Annotated in this window: 21 protein-coding genes and 1 riboswitch; of the genes, 9 read left to right on the top strand and 12 right to left on the bottom strand. The window is 61.7% G+C overall.

Annotated elements, in window-relative coordinates; all coding sequences use genetic code 11:
* Nucleotides 1-4 precede the first annotated feature (4 nt).
* Nucleotides 5-2,434 carry a DUF3772 domain-containing protein gene (locus L085_RS16090; RefSeq protein WP_193378770.1) on the bottom strand — a complete coding sequence of 810 codons (2,430 nt, stop codon included), beginning with the start codon at nucleotides 2,432-2,434 and terminating at the stop codon, nucleotides 5-7.
* A gap of 449 nt (nucleotides 2,435-2,883) precedes the next feature.
* Here L085_RS16090 and L085_RS16085 point away from each other — a divergent pair, with 449 nt between their 5' ends.
* Together L085_RS16085 and L085_RS16080 are read left to right on the top strand one after the other, a co-directional pair.
* On the top strand, nucleotides 2,884-4,614 hold the full coding sequence (locus L085_RS16085) for an ABC-F family ATP-binding cassette domain-containing protein (RefSeq protein ID WP_044031191.1): 1,731 nt from the start codon (nucleotides 2,884-2,886) through the stop codon (nucleotides 4,612-4,614).
* A 337-nt stretch (nucleotides 4,615-4,951) separates the two neighbouring features.
* Entirely contained in the window at nucleotides 4,952-5,797 is an 846-nt protein-coding gene (locus tag L085_RS16080; RefSeq protein WP_021503739.1) for an inositol monophosphatase, read from the top strand.
* On the opposite strand, the gene L085_RS16075 is transcribed toward L085_RS16080, so the two are convergent.
* From L085_RS16075 to L085_RS16060, 5 genes are all read right to left on the bottom strand, one after another.
* Nucleotides 5,740-7,116: a cation diffusion facilitator family transporter gene (locus L085_RS16075; RefSeq protein WP_044031190.1), complete on the bottom strand. Its 1,377-nt coding sequence runs from the start codon at nucleotides 7,114-7,116 to the stop codon at nucleotides 5,740-5,742. The genes L085_RS16080 and L085_RS16075 overlap by 58 nt on opposite strands.
* Complete coding sequence (locus tag L085_RS16070) at nucleotides 7,106-7,321, bottom strand: hypothetical protein (RefSeq protein ID WP_044031189.1); 216 nt, start codon at nucleotides 7,319-7,321, stop codon at nucleotides 7,106-7,108. The genes L085_RS16075 and L085_RS16070 overlap by 11 nt, the downstream gene beginning before the upstream one ends.
* Before the next feature lie 107 nt (nucleotides 7,322-7,428).
* Complete coding sequence (gene mgtS / locus L085_RS25410) at nucleotides 7,429-7,521, bottom strand: protein MgtS (protein ID WP_004938109.1); 93 nt, start codon at nucleotides 7,519-7,521, stop codon at nucleotides 7,429-7,431.
* Nucleotides 7,522-7,650: 129 nt separating this feature from the next.
* The gene (locus tag L085_RS16065) at nucleotides 7,651-8,673 is read right to left on the bottom strand and encodes a magnesium transporter (RefSeq protein WP_044031188.1); all 1,023 of its coding nucleotides are present in this window, start codon (nucleotides 8,671-8,673) and stop codon (nucleotides 7,651-7,653) included.
* A gap of 75 nt (nucleotides 8,674-8,748) precedes the next feature.
* A riboswitch (M-box (ykoK) riboswitch) is annotated at nucleotides 8,749-8,922 on the bottom strand.
* Nucleotides 8,923-9,064: 142 nt separating this feature from the next.
* Nucleotides 9,065-10,684: an ABC transporter substrate-binding protein gene (locus tag L085_RS16060; protein ID WP_044031187.1), complete on the bottom strand. Its 1,620-nt coding sequence runs from the start codon at nucleotides 10,682-10,684 to the stop codon at nucleotides 9,065-9,067.
* A gap of 411 nt (nucleotides 10,685-11,095) precedes the next feature.
* Between L085_RS16060 and L085_RS16055 the strand changes: the two genes are divergently transcribed.
* The 3 genes from L085_RS16055 to L085_RS16045 are packed head-to-tail and all read left to right on the top strand — an operon-like array spanning nucleotide 11,096 to nucleotide 14,763.
* The gene (locus L085_RS16055) at nucleotides 11,096-12,112 is read left to right on the top strand and encodes an iron ABC transporter substrate-binding protein (protein WP_004938115.1); all 1,017 of its coding nucleotides are present in this window, start codon (nucleotides 11,096-11,098) and stop codon (nucleotides 12,110-12,112) included.
* Between the two features lie 33 nt (nucleotides 12,113-12,145).
* On the top strand, nucleotides 12,146-13,729 hold the full coding sequence (locus L085_RS16050) for an iron ABC transporter permease (RefSeq protein ID WP_044031186.1): 1,584 nt from the start codon (nucleotides 12,146-12,148) through the stop codon (nucleotides 13,727-13,729).
* On the top strand, nucleotides 13,726-14,763 hold the full coding sequence (locus tag L085_RS16045; protein ID WP_044031185.1) for an ABC transporter ATP-binding protein: 1,038 nt from the start codon (nucleotides 13,726-13,728) through the stop codon (nucleotides 14,761-14,763). Before L085_RS16050 ends, L085_RS16045 begins: the two co-directional genes overlap by 4 nt.
* A gap of 32 nt (nucleotides 14,764-14,795) precedes the next feature.
* Here the strand turns inward: L085_RS16045 and L085_RS16040 are convergent, their stop codons facing one another.
* Nucleotides 14,796-16,292, bottom strand: coding sequence for an alpha/beta hydrolase (locus L085_RS16040; RefSeq protein WP_044031184.1), 1,497 nt, complete (start codon nucleotides 16,290-16,292; stop codon nucleotides 14,796-14,798).
* Nucleotides 16,293-16,513: 221 nt separating this feature from the next.
* On the opposite strand from L085_RS16040, the gene L085_RS16035 reads away from it, so the two are divergent.
* The gene (locus L085_RS16035) at nucleotides 16,514-16,762 is read left to right on the top strand and encodes a DUF883 family protein (protein WP_004938127.1); all 249 of its coding nucleotides are present in this window, start codon (nucleotides 16,514-16,516) and stop codon (nucleotides 16,760-16,762) included.
* A 226-nt stretch (nucleotides 16,763-16,988) separates the two neighbouring features.
* Nucleotides 16,989-19,094: an elongation factor G gene (gene fusA, locus L085_RS16030; protein WP_044031183.1), complete on the top strand. Its 2,106-nt coding sequence runs from the start codon at nucleotides 16,989-16,991 to the stop codon at nucleotides 19,092-19,094.
* A gap of 27 nt (nucleotides 19,095-19,121) precedes the next feature.
* Here fusA and L085_RS16025 read toward each other — a convergent pair whose 3' ends face one another.
* Entirely contained in the window at nucleotides 19,122-20,090 is a 969-nt protein-coding gene (locus L085_RS16025) for a DMT family transporter (RefSeq protein ID WP_044031182.1), read from the bottom strand.
* 98 nt (nucleotides 20,091-20,188) lie between these two features.
* Nucleotides 20,189-21,016: an AraC family transcriptional regulator gene (locus L085_RS16020; protein WP_004938135.1), complete on the bottom strand. Its 828-nt coding sequence runs from the start codon at nucleotides 21,014-21,016 to the stop codon at nucleotides 20,189-20,191.
* Nucleotides 21,017-21,213: 197 nt separating this feature from the next.
* Here L085_RS16020 and L085_RS16015 point away from each other — a divergent pair, with 197 nt between their 5' ends.
* The gene (locus L085_RS16015) at nucleotides 21,214-22,647 is read left to right on the top strand and encodes an NAD-dependent succinate-semialdehyde dehydrogenase (RefSeq protein WP_004938137.1); all 1,434 of its coding nucleotides are present in this window, start codon (nucleotides 21,214-21,216) and stop codon (nucleotides 22,645-22,647) included.
* Nucleotides 22,648-22,696: 49 nt separating this feature from the next.
* Here L085_RS16015 and L085_RS16010 read toward each other — a convergent pair whose 3' ends face one another.
* From L085_RS16010 to L085_RS16000, 3 genes are read right to left on the bottom strand one after another with little or no spacing between them, the layout of a single operon-like run.
* Complete coding sequence (locus L085_RS16010) at nucleotides 22,697-23,599, bottom strand: alpha/beta hydrolase (RefSeq protein ID WP_044031181.1); 903 nt, start codon at nucleotides 23,597-23,599, stop codon at nucleotides 22,697-22,699.
* On the bottom strand, nucleotides 23,589-24,482 hold the full coding sequence (locus tag L085_RS16005; protein ID WP_044031180.1) for an alpha/beta hydrolase: 894 nt from the start codon (nucleotides 24,480-24,482) through the stop codon (nucleotides 23,589-23,591). Before L085_RS16005 ends, L085_RS16010 begins: the two co-directional genes overlap by 11 nt.
* A 26-nt stretch (nucleotides 24,483-24,508) precedes the next feature.
* Nucleotides 24,509-25,564, bottom strand: a complete 1,056-nt coding sequence (locus L085_RS16000) for a sugar phosphate isomerase/epimerase (RefSeq protein ID WP_044031179.1) — start codon at nucleotides 25,562-25,564, stop codon at nucleotides 24,509-24,511.
* Nucleotides 25,565-25,704: 140 nt separating this feature from the next.
* Between L085_RS16000 and L085_RS15995 the strand changes: the two genes are divergently transcribed.
* Nucleotides 25,705-26,298, top strand: a complete 594-nt coding sequence (locus L085_RS15995) for a TetR/AcrR family transcriptional regulator (RefSeq protein ID WP_044031178.1) — start codon at nucleotides 25,705-25,707, stop codon at nucleotides 26,296-26,298.
* The last annotated feature ends 36 nt before the right edge of the window (nucleotides 26,299-26,334 follow it).

The following is a 26,334-nucleotide window of genomic DNA, read 5'->3' as shown; positions in this document are numbered from 1 at the left end:
AGCACTAGGAGGAGTGCTCCTCTTCATTGGCCTGATATCGCGTCGCCTGCTGCTTCATAAATACCACTTCTTGCGGGCTGGACAGGCTCACTTCCTGCGCGCGCAGCAGCTTGAGGATATTGAACAGCAGTTCGCTCTTGGTGGCGCCGACCATGCGCGGGCTCGGCACATAGCCGGTCACGCTCAGGATAATGCCGTCCGGCCCCAGTTGGCTGAAGCGCACGTAAGGCGCCGGCGTGTCCAGAATGGTTTCGTACTCGTTATAGGCGCTGAGCAAGATATTGCGCACCTGCTCCGGATCGATCGAGGTCGGGAACGTCAACGCGATGGTCACCACGCCTTGCGCGTTGCCCATGGTGGCGTTGCGCACGTTCTGCGAGATCAGCTGCGAGTTCGGTACGATCATGGTGGAACGGTCGCTGAGCTGGATTTCGGTAGCGCGCACGTTGATGCGCCGCACGTCGCCTTCCACGCCGCCGATGCCGATCATATCCCCGACCTTCACCGGGCGTTCGGTCAGCAGGATCAGGCCGGAAATAAAGTTCTTCACAATCTCCTGCAAACCGAAACCGATACCGACCGACAGGGCGCTGACGATCCACGCCAGGTTGCTCCACTGGATGCCCAGCGCCGCCAGGGTGATCAGAATCACCAGCACATAGCCGATATTGCTGAATAGCGTCACCAGCGAGGCGCGAATGCCGACGTCCGAAATGGTCTTCGGCAGCAACTCAGAGCCCAGCCAGCGCCGCACCGCGCGCAGGATGTAGATGCCGATCGCCAGGCAGATCACGGCGTTGAGCAGGTTGCCGGGCACGATGTTGAAACGCTGCAAGCCTTCGCCGGTCAGGATCGAGACGATTTTCTCCATCAGCGAGCCCGGCGTGGTGCTGCCGAACGAGCCGTTGAACAACGCGACGATCATCAACAGCAACAGTGAACATTTGGCCAGCGCGGTGGTGATGATCGCCACCTGCTCCAGATGGCGATCCTTGAAGCTGAGCGTTTTCTTCAGCATCTTGCCGCTGACGGTCTGCGGCGAAAACAGCGCGGCGCACAGGTCGGTGGCGAACAGCACCATGAAGTAGAACGCCATCAGCACCAGCACCACCCAGATCAGCTGGTAGGTCAGGAAGCGGGCGAAGGCGATGTAGCCGATAAGCAGGGAAAGCAGGATCACCACCGAACACACCAGGGTGACGATGTGCACCAGCCCGCCGACCAGCGTGCGTTTTTCCAGGTGCGCGCCCTGCTGCTCCAGACGGCGACGAATACGCTGGCCGCGCAGCGGCGCCGCCAGCAGCACCATGCCGATCAGCCCCGCCACCAGGCCGTTGCCGAAGATGGTGGTGGCCAATGAGGCGCTGACGACGTTGTTGATCAGCTCCACAGTACCGAACGCCAGCGCCAGACCGGCCAGCAGCGGCGAGAAATAACGCAGCCCGGCGGCCACTTCATTGTCCAGCGCAGCCAAACGCCAGGACGGGCGATTCAGCGACAGCGCCGCACGCCCCAGCCCGGCGATCAGCGCGCAGAAAATCCCCAGACGGTTAAAGCCTTCGGCAAAGTCTTCCAGCATCACCGGCAGCGGCTGCACGCGGATAAAGACGTAATACAGCAGGTTCAGCGCAATCGAGGTGGTGATCACCGTCACCGCCACGGTGATGATGGCCATAAAGCTGCGGCGCAGGCGCCCGTCCGGCAGGAAGCGAATGCTGACCCAGGCGAGGAAACGCTCGGACAAATAGCGCCCCCAGGACCAGACGATCACCGCCAGCGCCAGCAACGCCAGCGTGCCGTACCGCCATTCGTCCTGCCAACTGGCGTCCCAGGCCGCTTTCATCTCGGCGTTGAACTGGTCCAGCCGCTGCACGTCATCCGCTGACGGCTGCACGACTGGCGTCCAGAATTTGACGCCCAAAATGCTGCCGGTGTTCAGCGCCAGCTGGGTTTTGAACGCCACCCTGCGCAGATCGCTGATCTGCTGGCCCAGATCGAAGGCGCTGGTCTTGATGGCCTGCGCGCGTTTTACCGCATCGTCCAACTGCTTCTTGCTGCTGTTCAGCGCATTGCGCTGCTGGGCGACGGCCGGGGTTTCCGGCAGCGCGCCGGCCGCCGGGGCCGGCCCCAGCACGTCCAGCTGCGCCTGCAGTTTTTCCTGCACCGGCTGCAGATCGGCGGACAATTTATCCATGCTGGCGACCAGATCGTCCGTCGCCAACCGCAGCTTGCTGAGCTGGGTGTCGGTCGTCGCTTTGGAAACCAGCTGCTTCATGCTGTCCAACTGCTTTTGCGCGGCTTTCAGCTGCGTAGCGGGATCGGGCGCGCTTTCGGCGGCGGGATCATCCTGGGTGGCGGCGACGGCGGCGAACGGCGTCAGTTGCATACCCAACAGCAATAATAACAACAGCAGGAACGGGCGAGGCTTTAACATAAATTCAGTGCTCAGCATCATTATCTGATAGACAGACGAACAGGCGGCGGATGAACCGTCGCTTAACCATAAACGCTAATTATAATAGCTGCTTAATGTCGGCCGAAATACAGTAATTATTCCCATTGTGTGCCACGCGCCCGCGCTCGCCTTAGCTTGCTGATAATTCAGGCGCTTTTACACTGGCGATACGGCATGAAGCGCTCTATAATCCAGCCACCGATTAACCTGCAACCAATAAAAGGAGACTTACTATGCTGACGTGTGAATTGGTTTTTCACTCACACTTCTTTGGTAATCGTCGCCGCTCAAGCATTACCGGTATCGCGCTGCGATAACCCAGCTTGAGCGAAGCTTACTAAATCCAGGATCTTCCCTCCGGCTTACCGGGTTGTCGTCAGCAATGTTTGACGATAGGCATTGTCATGCCTGTAACTCTTGAGTAAGCAATGAGCACATTACTGTCTGCACAATCTGTCGGTTACGACAACGCGTTCGGCGTCCTGCTGAGCGAGATTTCCTTCAGCCTGAAAAAAGGCGACCGCATCGGTTTGATCGGCGATAACGGCTGCGGCAAAAGCACCCTGCTGCAAATTCTCAGCGGCGACCTGCCTGCGCACACCGGAACGGTGACATTGTCACATCAATGTCTGATGGCGCGCATCGAGCAGCACCTGCCGCCGGAACTGCACACCAGCACCCTGCTGGATGCGGTTCTGGCGCGGCTGCCTGCGGGCCAACACCTCAGCGAACGCTGGCGCTGCGAAGCGCTACTGGCCGAGCTGGGGTTTGAGCCGGCGAGCTGGACGCTGACCGCCGGCACCCTCAGCGGCGGCCAGCATACGCGGCTGCTGTTGGCGCGCGCGCTGATCCGCCAACCCGATCTGCTGCTGCTCGACGAACCCAGCAACCACCTGGACCTGCCCACGCTACTGTGGCTGGAACAGTTCTTGCGTAACTGGACCGGCAGCTTCGTGCTGGTGTCGCACGATCGCTACCTGCTCGACCAGGTAACCAACTGCACCTGGATCCTGCGCGACAAAACACTGCAGTTCTTCCGTTTGCCCTGCTCTGCGGCGCGCACCGCGCTGGCGGAACAGGACGCCGCAGACGAACAGCGGCGACAGGCCGAGCAAAAGGAAATCGACCGGGTGGAAAAAAGCGCCAAGCGCCTGGCGACCTGGGGCAAGGTCTACGACAACGAAGATCTGGCGCGCAAGGCCAAGCAAATGGAGAAGCGCGTCGATCGGTTGAAGGAAGAACAGACCACCCTGACCGCCGGCAGCCCGTGGCGGCTGCGGCTGCAGGGAGAAGCGCTGGACGCCGATCGCCTGCTGGCGCTGCCGCACTGGGCGGTGCGCCCGGCGCCGGATGCGCCGGTGCTGTTCAGCCTGGAACATCTGCGCGTGAAAAGCGGCGATCGCATCGCCATCGTCGGGCGCAACGGCTGCGGCAAATCGTCGCTGCTGCGCCTGCTGTGGCGCGAGTATCAGCAACAAACGCAGCGCCCGGCGCTGTTCCATCCGCGCGTGCGCATCGGCTATTACGATCAGAGCCTGCAACAGCTGCGCGATGAAGACACGTTGAGCGAAGCGCTGGCGCAGTTTGCGCCGCTGACCGAGGAACAGCGGAAAATGGCGCTGATCGGCGCCGGTTTCCCTTACCTGCGCCACCATCAGCAGATCCGTTCGCTGAGCGGCGGCGAGCGTTCACGGTTGCTGTTTGTCGGCCTGACGCTGGCCAACCATTCGTTGCTGCTGCTGGACGAGCCCACCAACCACCTGGATATGGCGGGCAAAGAGGAGCTGGCGGAAACGCTGCGTCAGTTCCCCGGCGCCGTCATGCTGGTCACCCACGATCGGATGCTGATCGAACAGAGCTGCAACCGCTTTTGGCTGATAGACCAACAAAAACTGGAGGAGTGGCACGATCTGGCGCCGGTATACCAGCGTCTGGCGGGCGAAACGCCGGCGCTGCCGACGGCGCACCAGGCCAACGCAGACGCCCCGACGCCAAACCCGCAGTTGGAAGGCGAAGAGGCGTTGCTGACCGCCCTGTTGGCCCTCGAAAGCAAACTGGAGGCCGACCTGGCGCGTAAACCGAAGCATCAAAAACCGGAGCTTCAGGCGCGTTGGCGCCGCGAGATTGCCGACATCACCGCCCGGTTGCATCTGGGCTAATCCCACAGGCCGCCCCCGGCGGCCTGTCAGGCTATTGACAAAGAGGGGAAAAAGCGTGGTTTTTCCCCTCTTTGTGGCGATCAGCCGAAAATCAATAAATTGATTTTCCTTGTTTTTTATTCGGTGCTCTCTGCCAACCCGGCAAGGGTATAAGGTTTGTCATCAATCTCACAGGCCGCCCGGCGGCCTGTTTTTTCCTCTTTGTAAAAACCGCGTGCCGCCGGCGGTTTGAGACGCGACACGCTGCGCTTTTGTTATCCGCAGCGCTGAGCGACACATTACTTTCATCATTCTCTGGCAGGCTACTGCCATTCTTTTTTTCGTTATCAGGCACTCCATGACGTCACTCTCTCCACGGGACATCGAGGCGCGCTACCGCTTCGCGCGTGAGATCGCCCGCGCCGCCGCCGATCTCGCCTTCAGCTTTTATCAACGCCGGCAAAGTCTGGCCGTCGAGTTTAAACAGGGGCTGCAGGACGTGGTCAGCGAGGCCGACCGCCGAGTCGAGGCGCTGATCCGCCGTATGATCAACCGTCGGTTTCCCCAGGACGGGTTTCTCGGCGAAGAGAGCGGCAGCAGCGGCGATAATGCCGCCTGTATTTGGGTGGTCGATCCGATTGACGGCACCGCCTGCTTCCTGAACGGGCTGCATACCTGGTGTATCGCGATAGGCGTTGTGATCGACGGTGAGCCAGCGATCGGCGTGGTCTACGATCCCAACCACCGCGAGATGTTCCGCGCCTGCCGCGGCCAAGGCGCTTTCCTCAACGGGGAACCGATCGGCGTGCATGCCGGGCGCAGCGTCGCGGATGGCGTGATGGGCGTCGGGATATCACCGCGCGCCTCGGCGGCGGAATTCAGCGGTTTTCTCTGTCGCCTGCTGCAGGCGGGCGGCATGTTTGTGCGCAGCGGTTCCGGCGCGTTGATGACCGCACAGGTGGCCGCCGGCCGGCTGCTGGGCTATTACGAACCGCATATGAACGCCTGGGACAGCCTGCCTGGGCTGGTGCTGACGCGCGAAGCCGGCGGCGTGGCGAATGACTTTATGCACCACAACGGGCTGCGACGCGGCAACCCGCTGCTGCTGGCCAACGCGGCGCTCTATCCGCAATTGGCCGAGCTGATTCAAACGCCGGGCTTGATCGGCTCGACGTGCCCTATCGCGCGTGAGATGGCCGGATAAAGCGCGCGCAGCCGCCGCTCGACCCGATCGACCGCATCGTGCGCGGCGGCGATGGTTACCGCCGGCGACACCCGGCAGTGGAAGTTGACGATGATGCCGCCGTCGGTCCTGCGCGCGCGGATGTTATGGACGTCTTGCACCTTATCCCCCTGCTCCAGCGCCGACTGCAAAATCAGCCGGATATCGGCCAGCTCGGCGGCGGAAACATCCTCGCTGGCCAGCCAGTGCGGCGTCTGCGGCTCCAGATGGGTCTCTATCTCGGTGTCCTCGCCGATCGCCTGACGCAGGATCCCTTCTATCTCCGTGGCGATATCATGCGCCTGCGCCACGCTGGCGTTGGCCGGCACCGCCAGATCCATGCCGATCGCCATGCGCGTCGGCAACTGCTGCAAGGTGACGTTCTGCACCTGCGCGCCGTGATTGGCGGCGATCGCCCGAATGCGCGTCGCCATGTCTTCGTCGCTGCGGGTCTGCGGCACCGCGATGACGGTAAACTCCGCCTTGGCATACTGCTCCCGCAGTCGTTCGACGATTTCTCGCTTGAGCGCATCGATGCGCTCCAGCGGCAATGTGCGGCACACCGCCACCGTGAGCTCGACAAACAGTACGGCGCCGGCGTTGCGAATACGCACGCTGTCGCAGGCCAGCACCGCCGGGAAGCTGTCCAGCGTGGCGTGAATCGCCTCGGTGGCTCCGGCCGGCGCGGCATCCATCAGCGAGTCGAAGGAGCGTTTACCCAGTTTGATTGCCGCGACAAAGATAAAACCGGCGACGATCAGCGCGGCGATGGCGTCCGCACGGCCAAAGCCCAGCAGCACAAACACCATGCCCAGCAGTACCACGCCGGACGAAAGCATGTCGGAGAAGAAATGCAGCGCATCCGCTTCCAGCGCCGCGCTGTCGGTCGCCCTGGCGACGCGGTTGAGCGCCCGCACGCGGAAAAAATCGACGCAGATGGAAATCAGCAGCACCGCGATCACCACCGGCGCCGCGACGATCTCATGCGGCTGCCCAAGCAGGCTGCTGCCCGCCTCGTAGACGATCCAACCGGCGGCACCGAGCAACAGCAACACCTCGAACAGCGCCGCCAGGTTTTCCACCTTGCCGTGGCCGAAGTGGTGATCGTCATCGGCGGGTTTATCGCTGATGCGCACCGCCAGCCAGGTGATGCTGGTGGCGATAAAATCGGTGAAAGAGTGGATCCCTTCGGATATCAGGCCAATACTGCCGGTAAAAATGCCGGCGACGAATTTGCCCGTGGCCAGCAACCCGCTGGCGATCATCGAGTTTCTGGCCACGGCCTGTTTTTCATTTTGCATGATGCTGCTCACATTCGGACGGTGATTTATTTTTTACTTTAGAGGATAATTGCCAGACAAAGGCGATCAGCAGCATACTGCCAGAGAAAGTCAGCATGAGGCTAGTAAGAAAATTGGATTTTCCGGTGGAATAAAAATAAATCTCATTCACCCCCACCGAAATCATTAAAATGGCGTAGAGCAATCCCAGAATAAGAATCGTCATTATTATCAACTCCCGTTTTAGGCTGCGCGTTCAGCGCGCCGCTAAATCCTCCCCATAATAAATAGCGATCACGGGGAGGATGCATCTAGGCGGATCTTTAGCGTTCATTAATCATCCCATTTGGTGCTCATATAGGCCGCCAACAGGCCCAGCGAGCTGATCATTGCCAGGAATCCCATAAAAATAGTCATGTTTCCCATTATTTTGTCCTCAGGTTAAATGTTATCGATAAAATCCCCTTGCGTTAAATATCGGGGTTGGTCGGCATCCATGGTTTTTAACGTCCTCCTCAGGCTTGTCACATTTCCACCCTTTATGGGCGGAGCGGTTTAAATACCCAAAACGTGCTGGGCGATTTTGAAATAAATAATCAGGCCGGTGCCATCGATAAAGGTGGCGATAAACGGCGCCGACACCACGGCAGGATCGATGCCGAGACGTTTCAGCAGCATCGGGATGATCGACGAAACAATGGCGCTCCACACGGTGATCGCCACCAGCGATAGGCTGACCACCAGCGTCACCTCCATGCCGACGCCCATGATCCAGGCGCGCACCCAGGCCGCCAGACCAATGGTGACGGCGATCAGCAGCGAGGTCGTGACCTCCTTGCGGATCACCGCGCCCAGGTTGCGCAGGCTGACCTCTCCCAGCGCTATGGCGCGCACCAGCGTCGAGGTGATCTGGGTGCCGCTGTTGCCGCCGGTGCCGATCAGCAACGGGATGAAGAACGCCAGCGCAATCGCCGCTTCGAGCTGATCTTCAAACGCTTTCAGCACGTTGCCGGTGTAGGCTTCAGCGACGAACAACATCAGCAGCCACACCGAGCGTTTGCGCCACAGCGCCCACGGGCTGGTCTCCAGATAAGGCTTGTCCAGCGGCAGGCTCGCACCCTGGCGTTGTGCATCCTCGGTGTTTTCATCCTCGACCAGCCGGGCGATCTCGCGCTCGCCCAGTACGCCGACCAGCGTGTTATTGGCCACCACCGGCACCACGTCCAAACCGCCTTTGCCCAGCAGATGCGCCACGTCATTGCGGTCATCGTCGGGTGAAACCTGGAAATAGCTGTAATCCATCATTACGCCGACGGCTTTATCCTGTTCTTCGCACTGCAACAGTTTTTTCACCGACAGTGTGCCGCGCAGATGATAATCGTCCGCGGTAATAAATACCCGGCTGGGAATTTCGTCCGTTTTGAGCTGCGAAAGTAAATATTCCCGGGCATGATTGACCGTCATCGTTGCGGGAACGGTAATAAAATCGGCGTTCATATAACCGGCGACCGAAGTCTCGTCGAGAGTTTCAGTCGCGTTCAGCGCCGGAGAAGAAGAGTGTTGATGTGACTTGATCATTTTGTCAGTCCCTATTTCTGTTGTGAACTTCAACAGCGAATCGCATAGGGGCGTAACCACAGAGGGAGTGCAGACTGCCTATCTCCGCGTCCAGGTTTTAGCACTATACAACGTATCCGAGTTGTTGCTCGGAAGTTACTTTGGGCTGAACCTTAATCCGATAAAGCCTGTCTTAACCTTGGGCATCTCTCGATGTCGTCAGATCAGTAACCTGTGTTTGTATAGGAGCCTCGCCAAACGAGATACTGCATATAAACTACCGGCGCAGTATAGGCGTTGTTTTATCCGGCGGGAAGAAAAGATTGCCCGTCGTTTATGGAGTATTTAGGATAATGTTAATTAAACGGCCATTTATAAAAACGGCTGATATAAATCAGCCGTTTTTTATTTTTCAGTGTTCGAGAATGTAGACGTTTTTATCGTATAAGGCGCCCTGACGAGTAAAGTCGATCCCCTTCACGTAAGGTTTGATGAGCGTGGCGTTGGCTTCGTAGTACACCGGCGCGACCGGCGTATCGACGGCCAGCACCGCCTCGGCCTGCTGGAAATACTGCTGCACCTGCTGCGGTGTCGGCGCCGCCGTCGCCTGATGCAGAATGCGATCGTACTCCGGATTGCGGTATTTGGGGCTGTTCTCGCTGCTGTCGGAACGGAACACGTTCAGGAAAGTAGACGGATCGTTGTAATCCGCCAGCCAGCGGGTAAAGGCCACGCCGTACTGCCCGCGGTTGATATTGTCCAGCGTGACTTTGCGCTCCTGGCTTTGCAAGGTGGCCTCTGCGCCGAGGTTCTTTTTCCACATGGCGGCGGCGGCGATGACGATCTTCTTGATGGTGGCGTCATTGCTGTACAGCACGGTAAAGCGCAGCGGATGCTCGGCGTTGAAACCGGCCTGCGCCAGCAGTTGCTTCGCCTGGGCGTGGCGTTGTTCCGGCGTCAAACCGGCCGCGGCGCCGGGCTGCAGGCTATAGCCGCCCGCCCCGGTTGGGGTAAAGGTCCAGGCCGGCTGCTGGCCGTATCCCAACACTTTGCCGGCGATAATCTCTTTGTCCAGCGCCAGGTTCAGCGCCTGGCGCACCCGCACGTCGTTAAACGGCGCCTGGCGGTTGTTGAAGGCGAAATAGCTGGTGGAGAGCAGCGGATAGGTCACCAGCTGTTGCTCGCCGAGCGTTTTTTTCAGCTGCTGATACAGCTCCGGCGGCGTGGTATACCCCAGCTCAACCTCACCGGCGCGAAAACGCGCCACTTCAGGGAAGCCCTGGATCGGCAAGAAGGTGACCTTGTTGAGCACGGTATTGGCGTTATCCCAATACTGCGGGTTACGTTCCACCACCACCTTTTCGTTCACCACCCACTGGCTGAGGCGGAACGCCCCGTTGCCGACAAAGTACGCCGGCTGCGTCCAGTTTTTGCCGTACTGCTCCACCACCTTGCGGTTAACCGGCAAAACCGGGAAATGCACCAGTTGCTTGAGCAGATAGGAATTAGGCTCCGACAGCGTCACCTGCAGAGTGTGCGCGTCCGGCGCCTTGACGCCCAGCTCGCTCGGCGGTTTGCTGCCGGCGTTGATCGCCGCCGCATTCAGCACGTAGGCCGAAGCCAGATAGCTGCCGTACGGCGAGGCGGTTTTCGGATCGGTGAGGCGCCGCCAGCTGTAAACGAAATCGTCGGCGGTCACCGGATCGCCGTTCGACCATTTGGCCTGCGGCCGCAGATGGAAAGTCCAGACGTTGCCCTGATGCTCCCACGTCTGCGCCAGTGCCGGGATCACTTCACCGTCTTTTCCGACGCGCAGCAAGCCTTCGAACAGATCGTTGAAGATGTAGAACTCCACATTGCTTTCGGCCAGGTTTGGATCCAGCGTCGCCGGTTCATACCCGTTGGCGCGCACCAGTTCTTGCACCGCCGCCAGTTTAACGCCTGCCGGCACCTCGGCGGCTTGGGTAGCCGCAGCGTTAAAAGCCAGGAGGATTAAACCAGCCAGTTTCTTGCTATTAAATGAATATTTCACGTCGATATCCCTGATTAGTGTTTTATCGCGTTTAATATGCAATGAGGCAGTGGAATAAATTAAATCATTAATCGCTATGAGTCATAACCAAAAGCGGTGTTGAATTTCTTTCATTATCAAAGAAGTACTGGCGACAGAACGATGAAAAACACGAGGATAAACGCGGAGACCGGCATTCCCGTCAGGAACGCCGTGAACCGGCGGTGACATAAATTCAGGCAATCAATACAGATTATTCCAGCCGAAGCTTAACTTATCCTTAGGGCAATTCATTTTGTGAGCGATCGTCAAAAATAATTTAATACGAATCGTTTTCACTATCATTATTGATGTTCTTGGCTAAAATCGGCCTGCTTGCGCTCGCCAGGCGATATTCGTTTTCTTCATTCGAACGCTAAAAAGGATAACTGCATGAAGCTGCGTATTTCATCTCTCGGCCCCGTCGCCCTGCTCGCCTCCTCGATGATGCTGGCCTTTGGCGCTCAGGCGGCCTCCGCCGACCAGGGCATCGTTATTTATAACGCCCAGCATGAAAATCTGGTGAAATCCTGGGTCGACGGATTTACCAAAGACACCGGCATCAAGGTGACGCTGCGCAACGGCGGCGACAGCGAACTGGGCAACCAACTGGTACAGGAAGGCAGCGCTTCACCTGCCGACGTGTTTCTGACGGAAAACTCCCCGGCGATGGTGTTGGTGGATAACGCCAAGCTGTTCGCCCCGCTGGACGCCGCCACGCTGGCCCAGGTGGAACCACAATATCGCCCAAGCCACGGCCGCTGGATCGGCATCGCCGCCCGCTCTACCGTGTTTGTTTATAACCCGGCCAAACTGAGCGACGCGCAGCTGCCGAAGTCACTGCTGGATCTGGCCAAGCCGGAATGGAAAGGCCGCTGGGCCGCTTCGCCGTCGGGCGCCGATTTCCAGGCGATCGTCAGCGCGCTGCTGGAGCTGAAAGGCGAGAAAGCCACGCTGGACTGGCTGAAAGCGATGAAAACCAACTTTACCGCCTATAAAGGCAACAGCACGGTGATGAAAGCGGTCAATGCCGGCCAGATCGACAGCGGCGTGATCTATCACTACTACCCGTTCGTGGACGGCGCGAAAACCGGCGAGAACAGCAACAACATCAAGCTGTATTACTTCAAACATCAGGATCCGGGCGCCTTCGTCAGCATCTCCGGCGGCGGCGTGCTGGCTTCCAGCAAGCATCAGCAGCAGGCGCAGGCGTTCATCAAGTGGATCACCGGCAAACAGGGCCAGGAGATCCTGCGCACCAACAACGCCTTCGAATACGCCGTCGGCGTCGGTGCGGCTTCCAACCCGAAACTGGTGCCGCTGAAAGATCTGGACGCGCCGAAGGTAGACGCCGCGCAGTTGAACAGTAAGAAAGTTGTCGAACTGATGACCGAGGCGGGCCTGCTGTAAGGCCCGCCGGCAAACCGAGAGTTTTTGATCGTTATGTCAAACCTGAGTACCCACGCCGCGCAGACCGCGCGGCGTTATTCTGTTGTCCCCCGTCACCCGCGGCCAGGGGCGATCGTGGTGGTCAGCGCCGTGTTGCTGTCGTTGCTGGCGCTGCTGCCGTTGGGATTCGTTATCGGCGTGGCGGTTGAAACCGGCTGGCAAACGGTCAAAGCACTGGTTTTCCGCCCGCGCGTGGCGGAGCTGCTGTTGAATACCCTGCTGTTGGTGGTGCTGACGCTGCCGATCTGCGCCGTGCTGGGCGTGGCCCTGGCCTGGTTGACCGAACGCACCACGCTGCCGGGCCGCCGTCTCTGGGCGGTATTGGCGACCGCGCCGCTGGCGGTGCCGGCCTTCGTGCAAAGCTATGCCTGGATCAGCCTGGTGCCGTCGATGCACGGCCTGGGCGCTGGCGTTTTCATCTCGGTGCTCGCTTACTTTCCGTTTATCTACCTGCCTGCCGCCGCCGTGCTGCGCCGCCTGGATCCCGGTATCGAGGACGTCGCCACCTCACTCGGCTCCCGGCCGCCGGCGGTGTTTTTCCGCGTGGTGCTGCCGCAGCTGAAGCTGGCGGTCTGGGGCGGCTCGCTGCTGATCGCGTTGCACTTGCTGGCGGAGTATGGCCTGTACGCCATGATCCGTTTCGATACCTTCACCACCGCCATCTTCGATCAGTTCCAGTCGACCTTCAACGGCCCGGCGGCCAACATGCTGGCCGGCGTGTTGGTGCTGTGCTGCCTGGGGCTGCTGTTGCTTGAGGCGATAAGCCGTGGCCGCGCACGCTATGCCCGCGTCGGTTCCGGCAGTGCCCGCAGCCAAACGCCGCGCCGCCTTTCGCCGCCGCTCGCCGCGCTGGCGCTGCTGCTGCCGATCGCGCTGACTGCGCTGGCGTTGGGCGTGCCTTTCATTACCCTGGCCCGCTGGCTGTGGCTGGGCGGCCTCGACGTATGGCGCAACGCCGATCTGTGGCCCGCGCTGTGGCAAACGCTGTCGCTGTCCGCCGCCGGCGCGCTGCTGATCACCCTGTGCGCCATTCCGATGGCCTGGCTGTCGGTACGCTATCCGGCCCGGCTGTATCGGGTGCTGGAAGGCTGCAACTACGTGACCAGCTCGCTGCCCGGCATCGTGGTGGCGCTGGCGCTGGTGACCATCACCATTCACAGCTTCCGGCCGATTTACCAGACCGAAATCACCCTGTTGCTGGCGTATCTGCTGATGTTTATGCCGCGGGCGCTGATCAATCTGCGCGCCGGTATCGCACAGGCGCCGGTGGAATTGGAAAACGTGGCGCGCAGCCTGGGCAAATCGCCGGCGCAGGCGTTGTGGAACACCACGCTGCGGCTGGCGGCGCCGGGCGCCGCTGCGGGCGCGGCGCTGGTATTCCTGGCGATCGCCAATGAACTGACCGCCACGCTGCTGCTGGCGCCGAACGGCACCCGCACGCTGGCCACCGGCTTCTGGGCGCTGACCAGCGAGATCGACTACGTCGCCGCAGCGCCTTATGCGCTGATTATGGTGGCGCTGTCATTGCCGCTCACCTGGCTTCTTTATTCTCAATCTAAACGCACGGCGGGACTATGAGCACGCTCGAACTGCACGGTATCGGAAAATCTTACAACGCCATCAGAGTGCTGGAACGCATTGACCTGCAGGTTACCGCCGGCAGCCGCACGGCGATCGTCGGCCCTTCCGGCTCCGGCAAAACCACTCTGCTGCGCATCATCGCCGGCTTTGAAATCCCCGACGGCGGCCAGATCCTGCTGCAGGGGCAAGCCATGGGCAACGGCGGCGGCTGGGTGCCTGCGCATCTGCGCGGCATCGGCTTCGTTCCGCAGGATGGCGCGCTGTTCCCGCACTTTACCGTCGCCGGCAACATCGGTTTTGGCCTCAAGGGCAGCAAACGCGAGAAACAGCATCGCATCGAGGCGTTAATGGAGATGGTGGCGCTGGATCGCCGTCTGGCGGCCCTGTGGCCGCATGAACTGTCCGGCGGGCAGCAGCAGCGAGTCGCGCTGGCGCGCGCTCTGTCGCAGCAACCCCGGCTGATGCTGCTGGACGAGCCGTTCTCGGCGCTGGATACCGGCCTGCGCGCCGCCACCCGAAAAGCGGTGGCCGAACTGCTGACGGAGGCCAAAGTAGCGTCGATCCTGGTCACCCACGATCAGAGCGAGGCGCTGTCGTTCGCCGATCAGGTGGCGGTGATGCGCAATGGCCGGCTGGCGCAGGTGGGCGCGCCGCAGGATCTTTATCTGCGCCCGGTCGATGAACCGACCGCCAGCTTCCTTGGCGAAACGCTGGTGTTGACCGCCGAACTGGCGCACGGCTGGGCCGACTGCGCACTGGGGCGCATCGCCGTCGACGATCGCCAACGCAGCGGCCCGGCGCGCATCATGCTGCGCCCGGAGCAGATTCAAATCGGTTTGTCAGATCCGGCACAGCGCGGCCAGGCGGTGATCACCGGCATCGATTTCGCCGGCTTCGTCTCTACGCTCAACCTGCGGATGGTCGCCGGCGGCGCGCAAATCGAGATCAAAACCGTCAGCCGCGAAGGCCTGCAGCCCGGTTCTCAGGTCACTCTCAACGTGATGGGCCAGGCGCATATTTTCGCCGGCTGACTCACTTAAGGCCGGGCTGCTCCCCGGCCTTCTCAGCGGCAAATCTTGTCGCGGCGCGGCTTTTTCGGCGCCAGCAGATAATCCACCACGCTTTCGTCAACGCAGCTGTCGATGCCGTTCAGCGCCAGCGTATGCCCGTCGCGTTCGCGGGTGATCAGCGGGCTTTTAAAGGCGGCGGCCATCACTTGCGCGTTGCGGTACGGGGTGGTCGGATCGTAGCGCTGGGCGACGAACAGCAGCGGCGGCAGCGCGGCGGACGCAGCCGGGGTGTGCGGCCGATCTTTGCCGCGGTACGGCCACAGATCGCACATTTCCAGCGGGTATTCGTGCAGCGGCAGATAGTGGGCATACAAAGCGGCGGTATTGATCTCCTGCCGCTGCCGGCGCAACTGCTGCGGATCGGCCGTCGGGTTGGCGACGTCGGCGCAGGTGATGACGTTCAGGGCGTCATCGGCATCCGGCGAATAGCTTTCGTCGATCAGATCGGAAACCTGCTGCCCGGCGATGCCGGCATCGAGCTGGCGCAGCACGGTGGCCAGCTCATGCCAGCGCTCCGGCCACAGCAGCAGCGAACGCGTGACCGTCAACACGTCGTCGGCGGAGATTTCATAGCCTGCCGCAGTGACGAACGGCTGCTCGTGCAGCTTGCGCAGCAAGGCGTGATAGCGCTGCAGCGCCTGATTGGCGCCGCCGCCCAGCTGACAGCTGTCGGTTTTACCGCAGTAGGCGGCGAAGCGCAGGAAGCTTTGCTGGAAACCCCGTTCCTGGTTCAGCCGCTGGGTGAAATCGTCCTCAGCCAGATCCACCACCCCGTCGAGCACCAGCGCGCGCGTTTTCTTCGGAAAACGCTCGGCATACAGCGCCGCCACCTTGGTGCCGTAAGAGTACGCCACCGCCGTCAGCCCTGGCTCGCCCAGCGCGTGGCGGATCGCATTCAGATCGTTGACCGCTTCGTCGGTGCCGATATGTTGCAGCACGTCCGCGCCGGTCTGTTTGATGCAGGCGGCAATCAGGGCGCGCGTCTGGTTCTCCGCGCCGGCCACGTCGTTGTCGTCCGTTTCAGGGAGTTCGTCACCTTCGGCCAGCTGGCAGGAGATTTTCGGCGTCGATTGGCCGACGCCGCGCGGATCGTAACCGATGATGTCGTAGGATTTACGCAGTCTGGCGACGTGGGCGTCGTTGCCTAAATAGGGGTTGATGCCCGGCAGGCCCGGCCCGCCGCTGATCGTCACCACGCTGCCCTTTTTCGGCCCGGTGGCGGGCAGCAGGGTCAGCGCCAGGCGCACGGTCTGTTCGCCCGCCTGCACGGTATGAGCGGGCGGCGTGGCGTACGCCAGCGGCACCTCGAGATAGCCACAGCGCAGCCCCGGCGGCGGCGCCTCATCGAACCAACGCTGAAAGCCGCTGTTGAGACAAGATTGCCAACGAATGCCGTTTCCGGCCGCCGCCCCGTGGAGCGCAGGCTTAGCCTGAGCGGGCAACGCGGCGGCAGTCGCGGCGAGCAGCGCCAGAATACGCAGTACTGACATGGGGAGTCCTTTCAACTCAACGAATCGGTCAAAGGGTAACGGTACCCGGTTAAACCGCTAGCCAATAGAACACAAAAAGCCGCGCGGGTGAAGCCGTCACCGCGCGCCCGGCAAGACTTTTCTCTGCTCGGATTGCTCTTATAACGCACAGAATGCTGCAAAAAACGTCGTTTGCCTGCTAGGCTTAGAGTTCATTATCCCACAAGGAACAGGAGAGCAGCATGTTTGGAAAAGCGGAAGACAAAGCCAATGAAGCCGCAGGCGCGGTAGAAGAAGCGTTCGGCAAAGCCGTTGATTCGCCGGAGCATCAGGTGCGCGGCGCGGCGCGCAAATACGCCTCCCAGGCCAGCTATGCCGCCCGAGACGCCGCGGACAGCGTAAGAACGCAGGTGGAAGCCAACCCGCTGGCCGGCGTGGCCGTTGCGGCGGCGGTCGGCATCGTTTTCGGCTTCCTGCTGGGACGCAAATAAGCGGCGAACGCGCCGCTCGACAACAGGCCCGTTACGGGCCTTTTTTTCGCCTGTGTGCAAACTTTCATCTATCACAGCCATCGCTTAAAAAAACCAACGCCTTCAACTACGATTAGTTTGTGACCAGAGCGAGGCTCTGCGATCCGACGGATAACCCTATGAGGATTATCACCATTATCCATGCTGTTTAAGCCGCTCTCCTTCACGCGGCTAAGAAAGGTTGATTATGGCTCGCACCACCCCTATCGAACGTTATCGCAATATCGGCATCTCCGCGCATATCGATGCCGGCAAGACCACCACCACCGAGCGGATTCTGTTTTACACCGGGGTCAGCCACAAGCTGGGTGAAGTGCATGACGGCGCGGCGACCATGGACTGGATGGCTCAGGAACAGGAGCGCGGCATCACCATCACCTCGGCGGCCACCACCTGCTTCTGGAACGGCATGCAGCATAACTATCCGCAGCACCGCATCAATATCATCGATACCCCCGGGCACGTCGATTTCACCATTGAAGTGGAACGCTCGATGCGCGTGCTGGACGGCGCCGTGATGGTCTATGACTCGGTGGGCGGCGTGCAGCCGCAGTCGGAAACCGTCTGGCGCCAGGCCAACAAGTACAAGGTGCCGCGGCTGGCGTTCGTCAACAAGATGGACCGCATCGGCGCGGATTTTTTCCGCGTGCGTAAAATGATGATCGAGCGCCTGAAAGCCAACCCGGTGCCGATCGTTATCCCCATCGGCGCCGAAGACCGCTTCAGCGGCGTGGTGGATCTGGTGCGGATGAAGGCCATTCTGTGGGACGAGGCCTCGCAGGGCATGAACTTCAGCTTCGAAGAGATCCCGGCAGAGCTGCGCGATTCGGCGCAGGAATGGCGTGAAAACATGATTGAGGCCGCCGCCGAAGCCTCGGAAGAACTGATGGAGAAATACCTCAACCAGGTGCCGCTGAGCGAAGAGGAGATCGTCCACGGGCTGCGGGTGCGCACCGTCGCCGGTGAAATCCAGCCGATGCTGTGCGGCTCGGCGTTCCGCAACAAAGGGGTGCAACGCATGCTGGACGCGGTGATCGAGCTGATGCCCTCGCCGCTCGATGTGCCGCCGATGGAAGGCCACGGCGAACACGATGAAATCATCACCCGCAAAGCCGACGACAACGAAAAGTTCTCGGCGCTGGCGTTCAAGCTGATGACCGATCCGTTCGTCGGCCAGCTGACCTTCGTGCGCGTCTACTCCGGGGTGCTGGCCAAAGGCAGCAGCGTTTACAACCCGATCAAAGGCAAAAAGGAGCGCATCGGCCGCATCGTGCAAATGCATGCCAACGATCGTAAGGACATCGACGAGCTGCACGCCGGCGACATCGCCGCCTGCGTCGGCCTGAAGGATGTCACCACCGGCGATACGCTGTGCGATCCCGGCGCCATCATCACGCTGGAGCGCATGACCTTCCCTGAACCGGTGATCGCCCAGGCGATCGAGCCTAAAACCAAGGGCGACCAGGAGAAAATGGGCATCGCGCTGCAGCGCCTCTCTTCGGAAGATCCGTCGTTCCGGGTGCGCACCGATGAAGAATCCGGCCAGACCATTATTTACGGCATGGGCGAGCTGCACCTGGAGATTATCGTCGATCGCATGCGCCGTGAATTCGGGGTGGAGACCACCACCGGCAAGCCGCAGGTGTCGTACCGCGAAACCATCCGCAAACGGGTGGCCGACGTGGAAGGCAAGTTCGTGCGCCAGTCCGGCGGTAAAGGGCAATACGGCCATGTGGTGCTGACCGTCGAGCCGAACGAACCCGGCAAAGGCTTCGAGTTCTTCGATGAGATCAAGGGCGGCGTCATTCCCGGCGAGTTTATCCCGGCGGTGAAAAAAGGCGTGCTCGAGGCGCTGAATAACGGCGTGCTGGCCGGTTATCAGGTGGTGGACGTCAAGGTGCACCTGACCTTCGGTTCTTACCATGACGTCGACTCGTCGGAACAGGCGTTTCGCATGGCGGCGATCTTCGGCTTCAAGGACGCCTGCCGCCTGGCGGATCCGGTGATCCTGGAGCCCATCATGTCGGTGGAGGTGGAAACGCCGGAGGATTACGCCGGCAACGTGATGGGCGACCTCTCCTCACGCCGCGGTCTGGTGCAGGGCATGGAAGATATCCCGGGCGGCGGCGGCAAGGAAATACGCGCCAAGGTGCCGCTGTCCGAGATGTTCGGCTACTCGACCACCCTGCGTTCGATGTCGCAGGGCCGCGCCACCTACACCATGGAATTCAGCCACTACGCCGAAGCGCCGCGCAACGTGGCCGAAGAGATCATTCACCACAGCAAGCGTTAACCCTCACGCCCGCCGCTGCGGCGGGCGTCACCTCGGCTTGTCCTCCAGCGCCACCACCACCGGCTGCGGCTTGATGCGCATGGCGTACACCACGCCGGCGATCAAACAGACGATGCCCGCCAGCGTCAGCAACGGCGGCCAGGCCTGGCGCAGCAGAAAGGTATACGCCAGCCCCGCCAGAATTTCGAATACGATGAGCGGCCCCACCAACACCGTCGGCAGCCGCTGGCTGGCTTCGTTCCAGCACAGCGCCCCCAGCCAGGAGCAGAACACGCCGATGATCAGCATCAGCGGAATAAACACCTCGGGGCGTGGGCCGAACGGCAAGGCGAACGCCGGCTCGCTCAGCGCCAGCTGACCGCAGACAGCCAGATAGCCCAGCAGCGCCAGCGGCAGCGTCACCAGCCCCTGCGCCGTGGCCCAGGTGGCCGGCCGCTGCGTCGGATTCTCCCGCAGCCAGCGTGAATTGCGCAGCGGGAACCAGGTCCAGCACGCCACCGCCAACACGGCCAGCCCAAGACCGCTGAGATAGCGCCAGCCGTCGATCGATACCGCATTGCCGCGCAGCTCGGCGACGTTCACGCACGCCAATCCACAGACGATCAGCAGCAGCGCCGGCGCCAGTTTGCCCCAGGCCAGGCGCCCGTCGTGCCGGCCGTAAAACAGATTGGCGCAAATGGCGATCACTACCGGCAAGGTGCCGATGATCATGGTCGAGACCGGTGCACCGGTGCGCTGAATGGCGCTGGCCAAACACAGGTAGTACAGCAGATTGCCGATGGCCGTCAGCTTGAGCGCTTCCAGCCAATCCTGGCGCCGCAGCTTGCGCAGACGACGACGATCAAACCAGGCCAGCGGCAAGGTAATCAGCCCAAAGGCCAGATAGCGCCCGGTGGACTGCAGCGCGGCGGGATAGTCCGGTACCAGCAGCGGGCCGACGAAAATCAGTCCCCACATCAGCCCGGCGGCCAGGGCAAACACAACGCCAATGAACATAACGACTCCGACAAACGGCCGGCGCGGCCAACCCGCCCGGCAAGACAGCGGCAGAGTAGCGAAAACGCGGGGAGGAATTATTGTAGCAGGTTGCTGTTTTAGCCCAATTTCACCTGTTTCTGGAAACGCACCGGCGTGACGCCGTAACGGTTAGCGAACGCGCGCGTCAGATGTGCCTGATCGGTCAGCCCCGCCGCCGCCGCCACCTGTGCGGCGGGTATGCCGCGCTCCAGCATGCGTTTAGCCTGCGACAGCCGGATCGCCATCAGCATCTGCTGCGGCGAGACGTGATATTCGGCCTTGAACTTGCGCTGGAAATGGTACGGGCTGAGCGAGACCAGATCGGCCAGTTGGTGGAGGGTTACGGCCTCGGCATAATTATCGTGCAGGTAGCTTTTCACCACCTCGAAACGGTGCGCCGCCTCGGCTTTCTCTCGCTGCCCGGTACGGATATGCGGGTGCAGCAACTCGACGGCCTCCAGCAGCAGGCCGTCGAGCGTAAGCGGATCCTCGGTTTGCCACAGCATGGCGAGAATGGCGGACAGGCGCTGCGCCGCCCGCGGATCGTGACGCACCGCCTCGGTAAACCACTGGCTCCGATCGCCGGACAGCTGCTCCAGCGCCTCGGGCGCCAGATAGAGCATGCGGTAACACCAACCGCCCGGCGTTTCGGCTTCGCCGGTGTGCAGCTCGTCCGGGTTCATCAATACCAGCGCGCCCGGCGCCGCCAAATGCTGCGCCCCGCGATAGCGAAAACGCTCGGCTCCGGTATCTACGGTGCCGATGGCGAAGGCGTCATGGGTATGCGGCTCGAAGGCATAGCGCTCAATGTGCGCCTGATAGAGTTCGACGCCGGGCAGATGCGACAAATGCCGGAACTGCGCGCAATCCTTCTCGAACGGAAACTGTTGTGGAACCCCTTGCACCCGACCTCCTCATCCGTGCTGACAATCTGCTCAGCATAGCCAAAACATCGCCGATTGAGTAGCCGCCCTGGTCCTTTCGTGCCCCTCGCCTGGACGATCGCCGCCATTCGGCGTAGGGTTAAGATCCCTGTCCCATTCAGGCGCGCCGCATCGCAAAACTCAGCGGCCCCTGACCACTCCGTAAACAAGAGGCAACAATGTATCCGGATACTCAACTGTATATCGATGGACAATGGCGCAACGCGCTGGCCGGGAAAACCCTGCCTGTCACCAACCCCGCCAGCGACGAGGTCATCGGTCAGGTGGCGCACGCCGCCACAGAGGATCTCGATCTGGCGCTGGCCGCCACCGAGCGCGGATTTAACCTCTGGCGCAACACCGCCGCACACCAGCGCGCCAACCTGATGCGCAAAGCCGCTGCGCTGCTGCGCGAACGCGCCGACGCCATCGCCGCCATCATGACGCAGGAACAGGGCAAACCGGTGGCGCAGGCCAAGATTGAAATTCTCAACGCCGCCGACGTTATCGACTGGTTCGCCGGCGAAGCCACCCGCACCTACGGGCAGATCATTCCGTCCCGCGCCCGCGACGTGCAGCAGCAAACCCTGAAACTGCCGGTCGGCCCGGTGGCCGCCTTCACGCCGTGGAACTTCCCGATTAACCAGATCGTGCGCAAGCTGTCCGCCGCGCTGGCGGCGGGTTGTTCCATCATCGTCAAAGGTCCGGAAGAAACCCCGGCCTCACCGGCAGAGCTGATCAAAGCCTTCGCCGACGCCGGTATCCCAGCCGGGGTGATCGCACTGGTGTACGGCACCCCGGCGGAAATCTCGGAATACCTGATCCCACACCCGACCATTCGCAAGATCTCCTTCACTGGCTCCACCCGCGTGGGCAAACATCTGGCGGCGCTGGCCGGCCAGCATATGAAAAAGGCCACCATGGAGCTGGGCGGCCACGCGCCGGTGCTGATCTTTGACGACGCCGATCTCGACGCGGCAGCCAAAGAGCTGGCGCAGTCGAAGTTCCGCAACGCCGGCCAGGTCTGTATCGCCCCGACCCGCTTCCTGATCCAGCAAGGCGTTTACGAGGCCTTCGTGGAGAAATTCACCGCCGCTGTGCGTGAGCTCAAGCTCGGCAACGGGCTGGAAGACGGCGTGACGATGGGCCCGATGGTGCTGGGCCGCAGCGTCGACAATATCGAGGCGCTGGTGCAGGACGCTATCGCCCACGGAGCGAAGGCCAGCACCGGCGGCAAACGCGTGGCGGGCAAAGGCAACTTCTTCGAGCCGACGGTGCTGCGCGACGTGCCGCTGAGCGCGCGCGCCATGTCGGAAGAGCCGTTTGGCCCGGTCGCCCTGCTGCGCCCGTTCGCCACCTACGACGAGGCGATCGCCGAAGCCAACCGCCTGCCGTACGGGCTGGCCGCCTACGCCTACAGCCGCAACATCGCCACCGTCAATGCGCTGGGGCGCGACGTGGAGAGCGGCATGCTGAGCATCAACCACATCGGTTTCGGCCTGCCGGAAACGCCGTTTGGCGGCGTGAAGGACTCCGGCCACGGCACCGAAGGCGGCAGCGAAGCGATCGAATCCTACCTGGAAACGCGCTTTGTCACCGTCGCCGGCCGTTAATCGCGTGTCTGATGAATAGCCAAACGCCCCGCAATGCGGGGCTTTTTTTTCACTCGCCGGCCAGCTGGAACAGGCGCCGCGCCGCCGGGGTCAGCCCCAGCATGTGTATGCAGGCATGCACCATGCCCGGCAACCGTTCGCAGCGTACCGCCACGCCCGCCTCGCGCAGCCGCTGCGCATACTCCTCGGCCTCATCGCGCAGCGGATCATATTCGCAGCTCAGAATGGTGGCCGGCGGTAACCCGCGCAGCGTGGCGGCGTGCAGCGGTTCGCCGTAGGGTTCGCGCCGCTGAGCCAGATACTGCTGCCAACAAAATACCATCGCGTCGCGCGTCAGAAAGTGCCCCTCGGCAAACTCGCGATAGCTCCTCGTCGCCATTTCGCGGCTGAGCGCCGGATACAGCAGCAGCTGACGCTCGATATGCGGGCCGCCGCGATCCCGCGCCAGCAGCGAGACCGCCGCCGCCAGATTGCCCCCGGCGCTGTCGCCCCCCACCGCCAGGCGCTGCGCGTCGATCCCCAACTGCGGCGCCTGTTGCACCACCCAGCAGAGCGCCTGATAGACATCTTCCAGCGGCTGCGGAAACGGATACTCTGGCGCCAGACGATAGTCGACCGACAGGATCACCCGGCCGGTTGCGTTAGCCAGCGCCTGGCAGGGCTGGTCATACAGCGACAGCGAACCGAGGCACCAGCCGCCGCCGTGGGCGAACAGCATCGCCGGTTGTGCGGCAGCGCGCCTTTCCCCCGCCGGTAGATAAGCGCGCAGCGCAATCCGGTGCCCATCGGCGGCGACCACCGTATAGTCCCTGACGCCGCCGCTCGGTGCCGCTTCGCCCTGCAGCAAGCGCAAACCGGTTTCCGTGGCCGTGCGCATTTCCGCCAGCGACGCGGGTGGCAGTGCGTCGACCGATGCCGTCAAAAAGGCGGCGATGCGTTCATCAAGCGGCATGTTGTTCTCCCGCCAGGAACGGCGTAATCAGTGCGATAAACGCCTCATGACACTCCTCAGTGATGAAATGGCCGCAGCCGGCGACCGTTTCGCCCCGCAGATCGCGCGCATTGCCCTGCAGCGTCGTCAGCGGCGCGTCGCCGGTGGCGTGTTCCGCCCCCACGGTCAGCACCGGCATCGTCAATGGCGTGGCGGCGCGCACTCGGTTCTGGCGAACGGTCTCCGGGATCGCCCGGTAATAGTCGAATCCGGCGCGCAAGCCGCCCGGCGCCGAATAGGCGGCGATATAGACCTCAGCCGCCACCCGATCGCGCCGATAAGACCAGCGGTTGAAGATATAGCCAAGATACTCCCGTTCGCGCCCCTGGGTCAGGGTCTCCGGCAAATCCGCCAACTGGTTGAACATGAAATGCCACAGGAAGATGTTCTCCTCCGGCGCGACGAAAATCGGCGGCGGCGGCGCCAGACCGGGGATCACCGCCTCCGTCAGCACCAGGCGCTCCACCGCCTGCGGGAAATCGCTCGCCATGGCGTAACCGACCCACATGCCGATGTCGTGGCCGACCAGTTGGTAACGTTCGTGGCCCAGTTGCGCCATCATCGCGTGCAACGCCGCACCGATGCTGCCGGTGTCGTAGCCGCCAGCGGGCTTGTCAGAGCCGCCGATGCCCGGCGGATCGACGGCGATCGCCTGAAAACCGGCCGCCGCCAAGGCGCGCATCACATGGCGCCAGGTGTACCAGGTTTGCGGCCAGCCGGGGATCAGCAACACCGGCCGCCCTTCACCGGCTATCACGCAGTGGATACGTTGGCCATTGACCTGGGTATAGACGTGTTCCGCCCCGAGATCCTGCAACAGGATCTCGTTCTCTTGTTGTTTCATGGGGTTAACTCCCTGTGGGATCAGGCTCAGCGAATGCCGAGCAACGCATTGATCTGCTGTGGGTTGACCGGCGCACCGGCGAAGTCATCGAACACTTTGTCGGTGACATGGATGATGCGATCGCGAATGAAGGCCGCGCCTTCGCGCGCGCCGTCCTGCGGATTTTTCAGGCAGCATTCCCACTCCAGCGTCGCCCAGCCCGAATAGCCGTACTGCGTCAAACGGGAAAAAATGCCGTTGAAATCGACCTGGCCGTCGCCCAGCGAGCGGAAGCGGCCGGCGCGATCGATCCATGACTGATAACCGCCGTAAATGCCCTGGCGGCCGGTCGGGTTGAACTCGGCGTCCTTAACGTGGAACATGCCGATAACCTCTTTATAAATATCGATAAACTCCAGATAGTTGAGCTGCTGCAGCACCATATGGCTCGGATCGAACAGCACCCGGCAGCGCGGATGGTTGCCGACGCGCTGCAGAAACATCTCGTAGGTCACGCCGTCATGCAGATCTTCACTCGGGTGAATTTCGTAGCACAGGTTGATGCCCTGCTCGTCGCAGGCGTTGAGCACCGGCAGCCAGCGTTTGGCCAGCTCGTTGAACGCGGTGTCAATCAATCCTTCAGGGCGCTGCGGGAACGGGAACAGATAGGGCCAGGCCAGCGAACCGGAAAAGGTGCCCAGCTCGCTGAGCCCGAGCCGCGCCGAGGCTTTTACCGCCAGCAGCATTTGCTGCCGCGCCCACTCGCCGCGCGCGTTGGCATCGCCGTGCAGCGCCGGCGGCGCGAAGCTGTCGCACAGCGCATCGTAAGCCGGGTGCACCGCCATCAGTTGGCCGAAAATATGGCTGGTCAGTTCGCTGACCACCAACCCATGCTCCGCCAACATACCGGTCAGATCGTCGCAGTAGGTTTGGCTTTGCGCAGCGGTGGCCACGTCGAATAAACGCCGATCCCAGGCCGGGATCTGCAACGCGCTAAAACCGGTCTGCGCCGCCCACTCGGCAATGGCGGGCAGGCTGTTGAACGGCGCTGTCTCATCGCTGAACTGCGCGAGATGCAGGCTTGGACCTTTGAGGGTTTTCATCGTAAACTCCTATTGGTTGTCGATTGACAAACAATAGAAGCAAAGCGCGGCGACCGCAAGCGAAATTTATAAAGGCATTGGTATTCCCGCCGATTTAAGCGATCCTATGTCGCTGAATGGCAGGTAAATTGGAGCAGCGAATGGCAGGCAGACCGCGCGAGTTCGATCGCGAACAGGCGCTTTTGAAGGCGCGAAACTTATTCTGGCGGCAGGGTTACGAAGGCACCTCGATGTCGGATCTGGTGGCGGAATTGGGTATTGCTTCCGCGCGCATCTACAAAGCGTTCGGCTCCAAAGAGCAGCTGTTCCGCGAGGCGATCGCCAGTTACGAAACCAAGGAAGGCGGCTTTGCCGATCGCGCCTTCGCGCAGGAAAGCGGCATTCGCCCGGCGATCAAACGCCTGCTGGAAGATGCCGTGCGGCTCTATAGCCGGCCGGATCTGCCGCAGGGCTGCATGGTGGTCTCCTCCGCCGCCAGCGTCAGCGCAGAAAACGACGGGCTCAAAGCCTGGCTGGCAGAGCACCGGCTGCAGCGCACGCAGCAGATCGTCGAACGGCTGCGCCAGGCGGTGCAAACCGGCGAACTGCCGGCCGACACCGACGCCGACAGCCTGGGAGACTATTTCGCCGTATTCCTTCACGGCCTGTCGATTCAGGCGCGTGACAGCGTCACCGAGGCGCGGTTATTGGCGGCGGTAAACGTGGCGCTCAGGGCCCTGGGCAACCGCGCCTAATCGATTCTTGAATGCGGTTCAAACTCCGGCGCGTTT

This window comes from Serratia sp. FS14 (genome assembly GCF_000695995.1).
GTDB classification, from domain to species: Bacteria; Pseudomonadota; Gammaproteobacteria; order Enterobacterales; family Enterobacteriaceae; genus Serratia; species Serratia nematodiphila.
The sequence above is the reverse complement of the archived record's forward strand: the minus strand, read 5'-3'. Positions and strand labels throughout refer to the sequence as shown.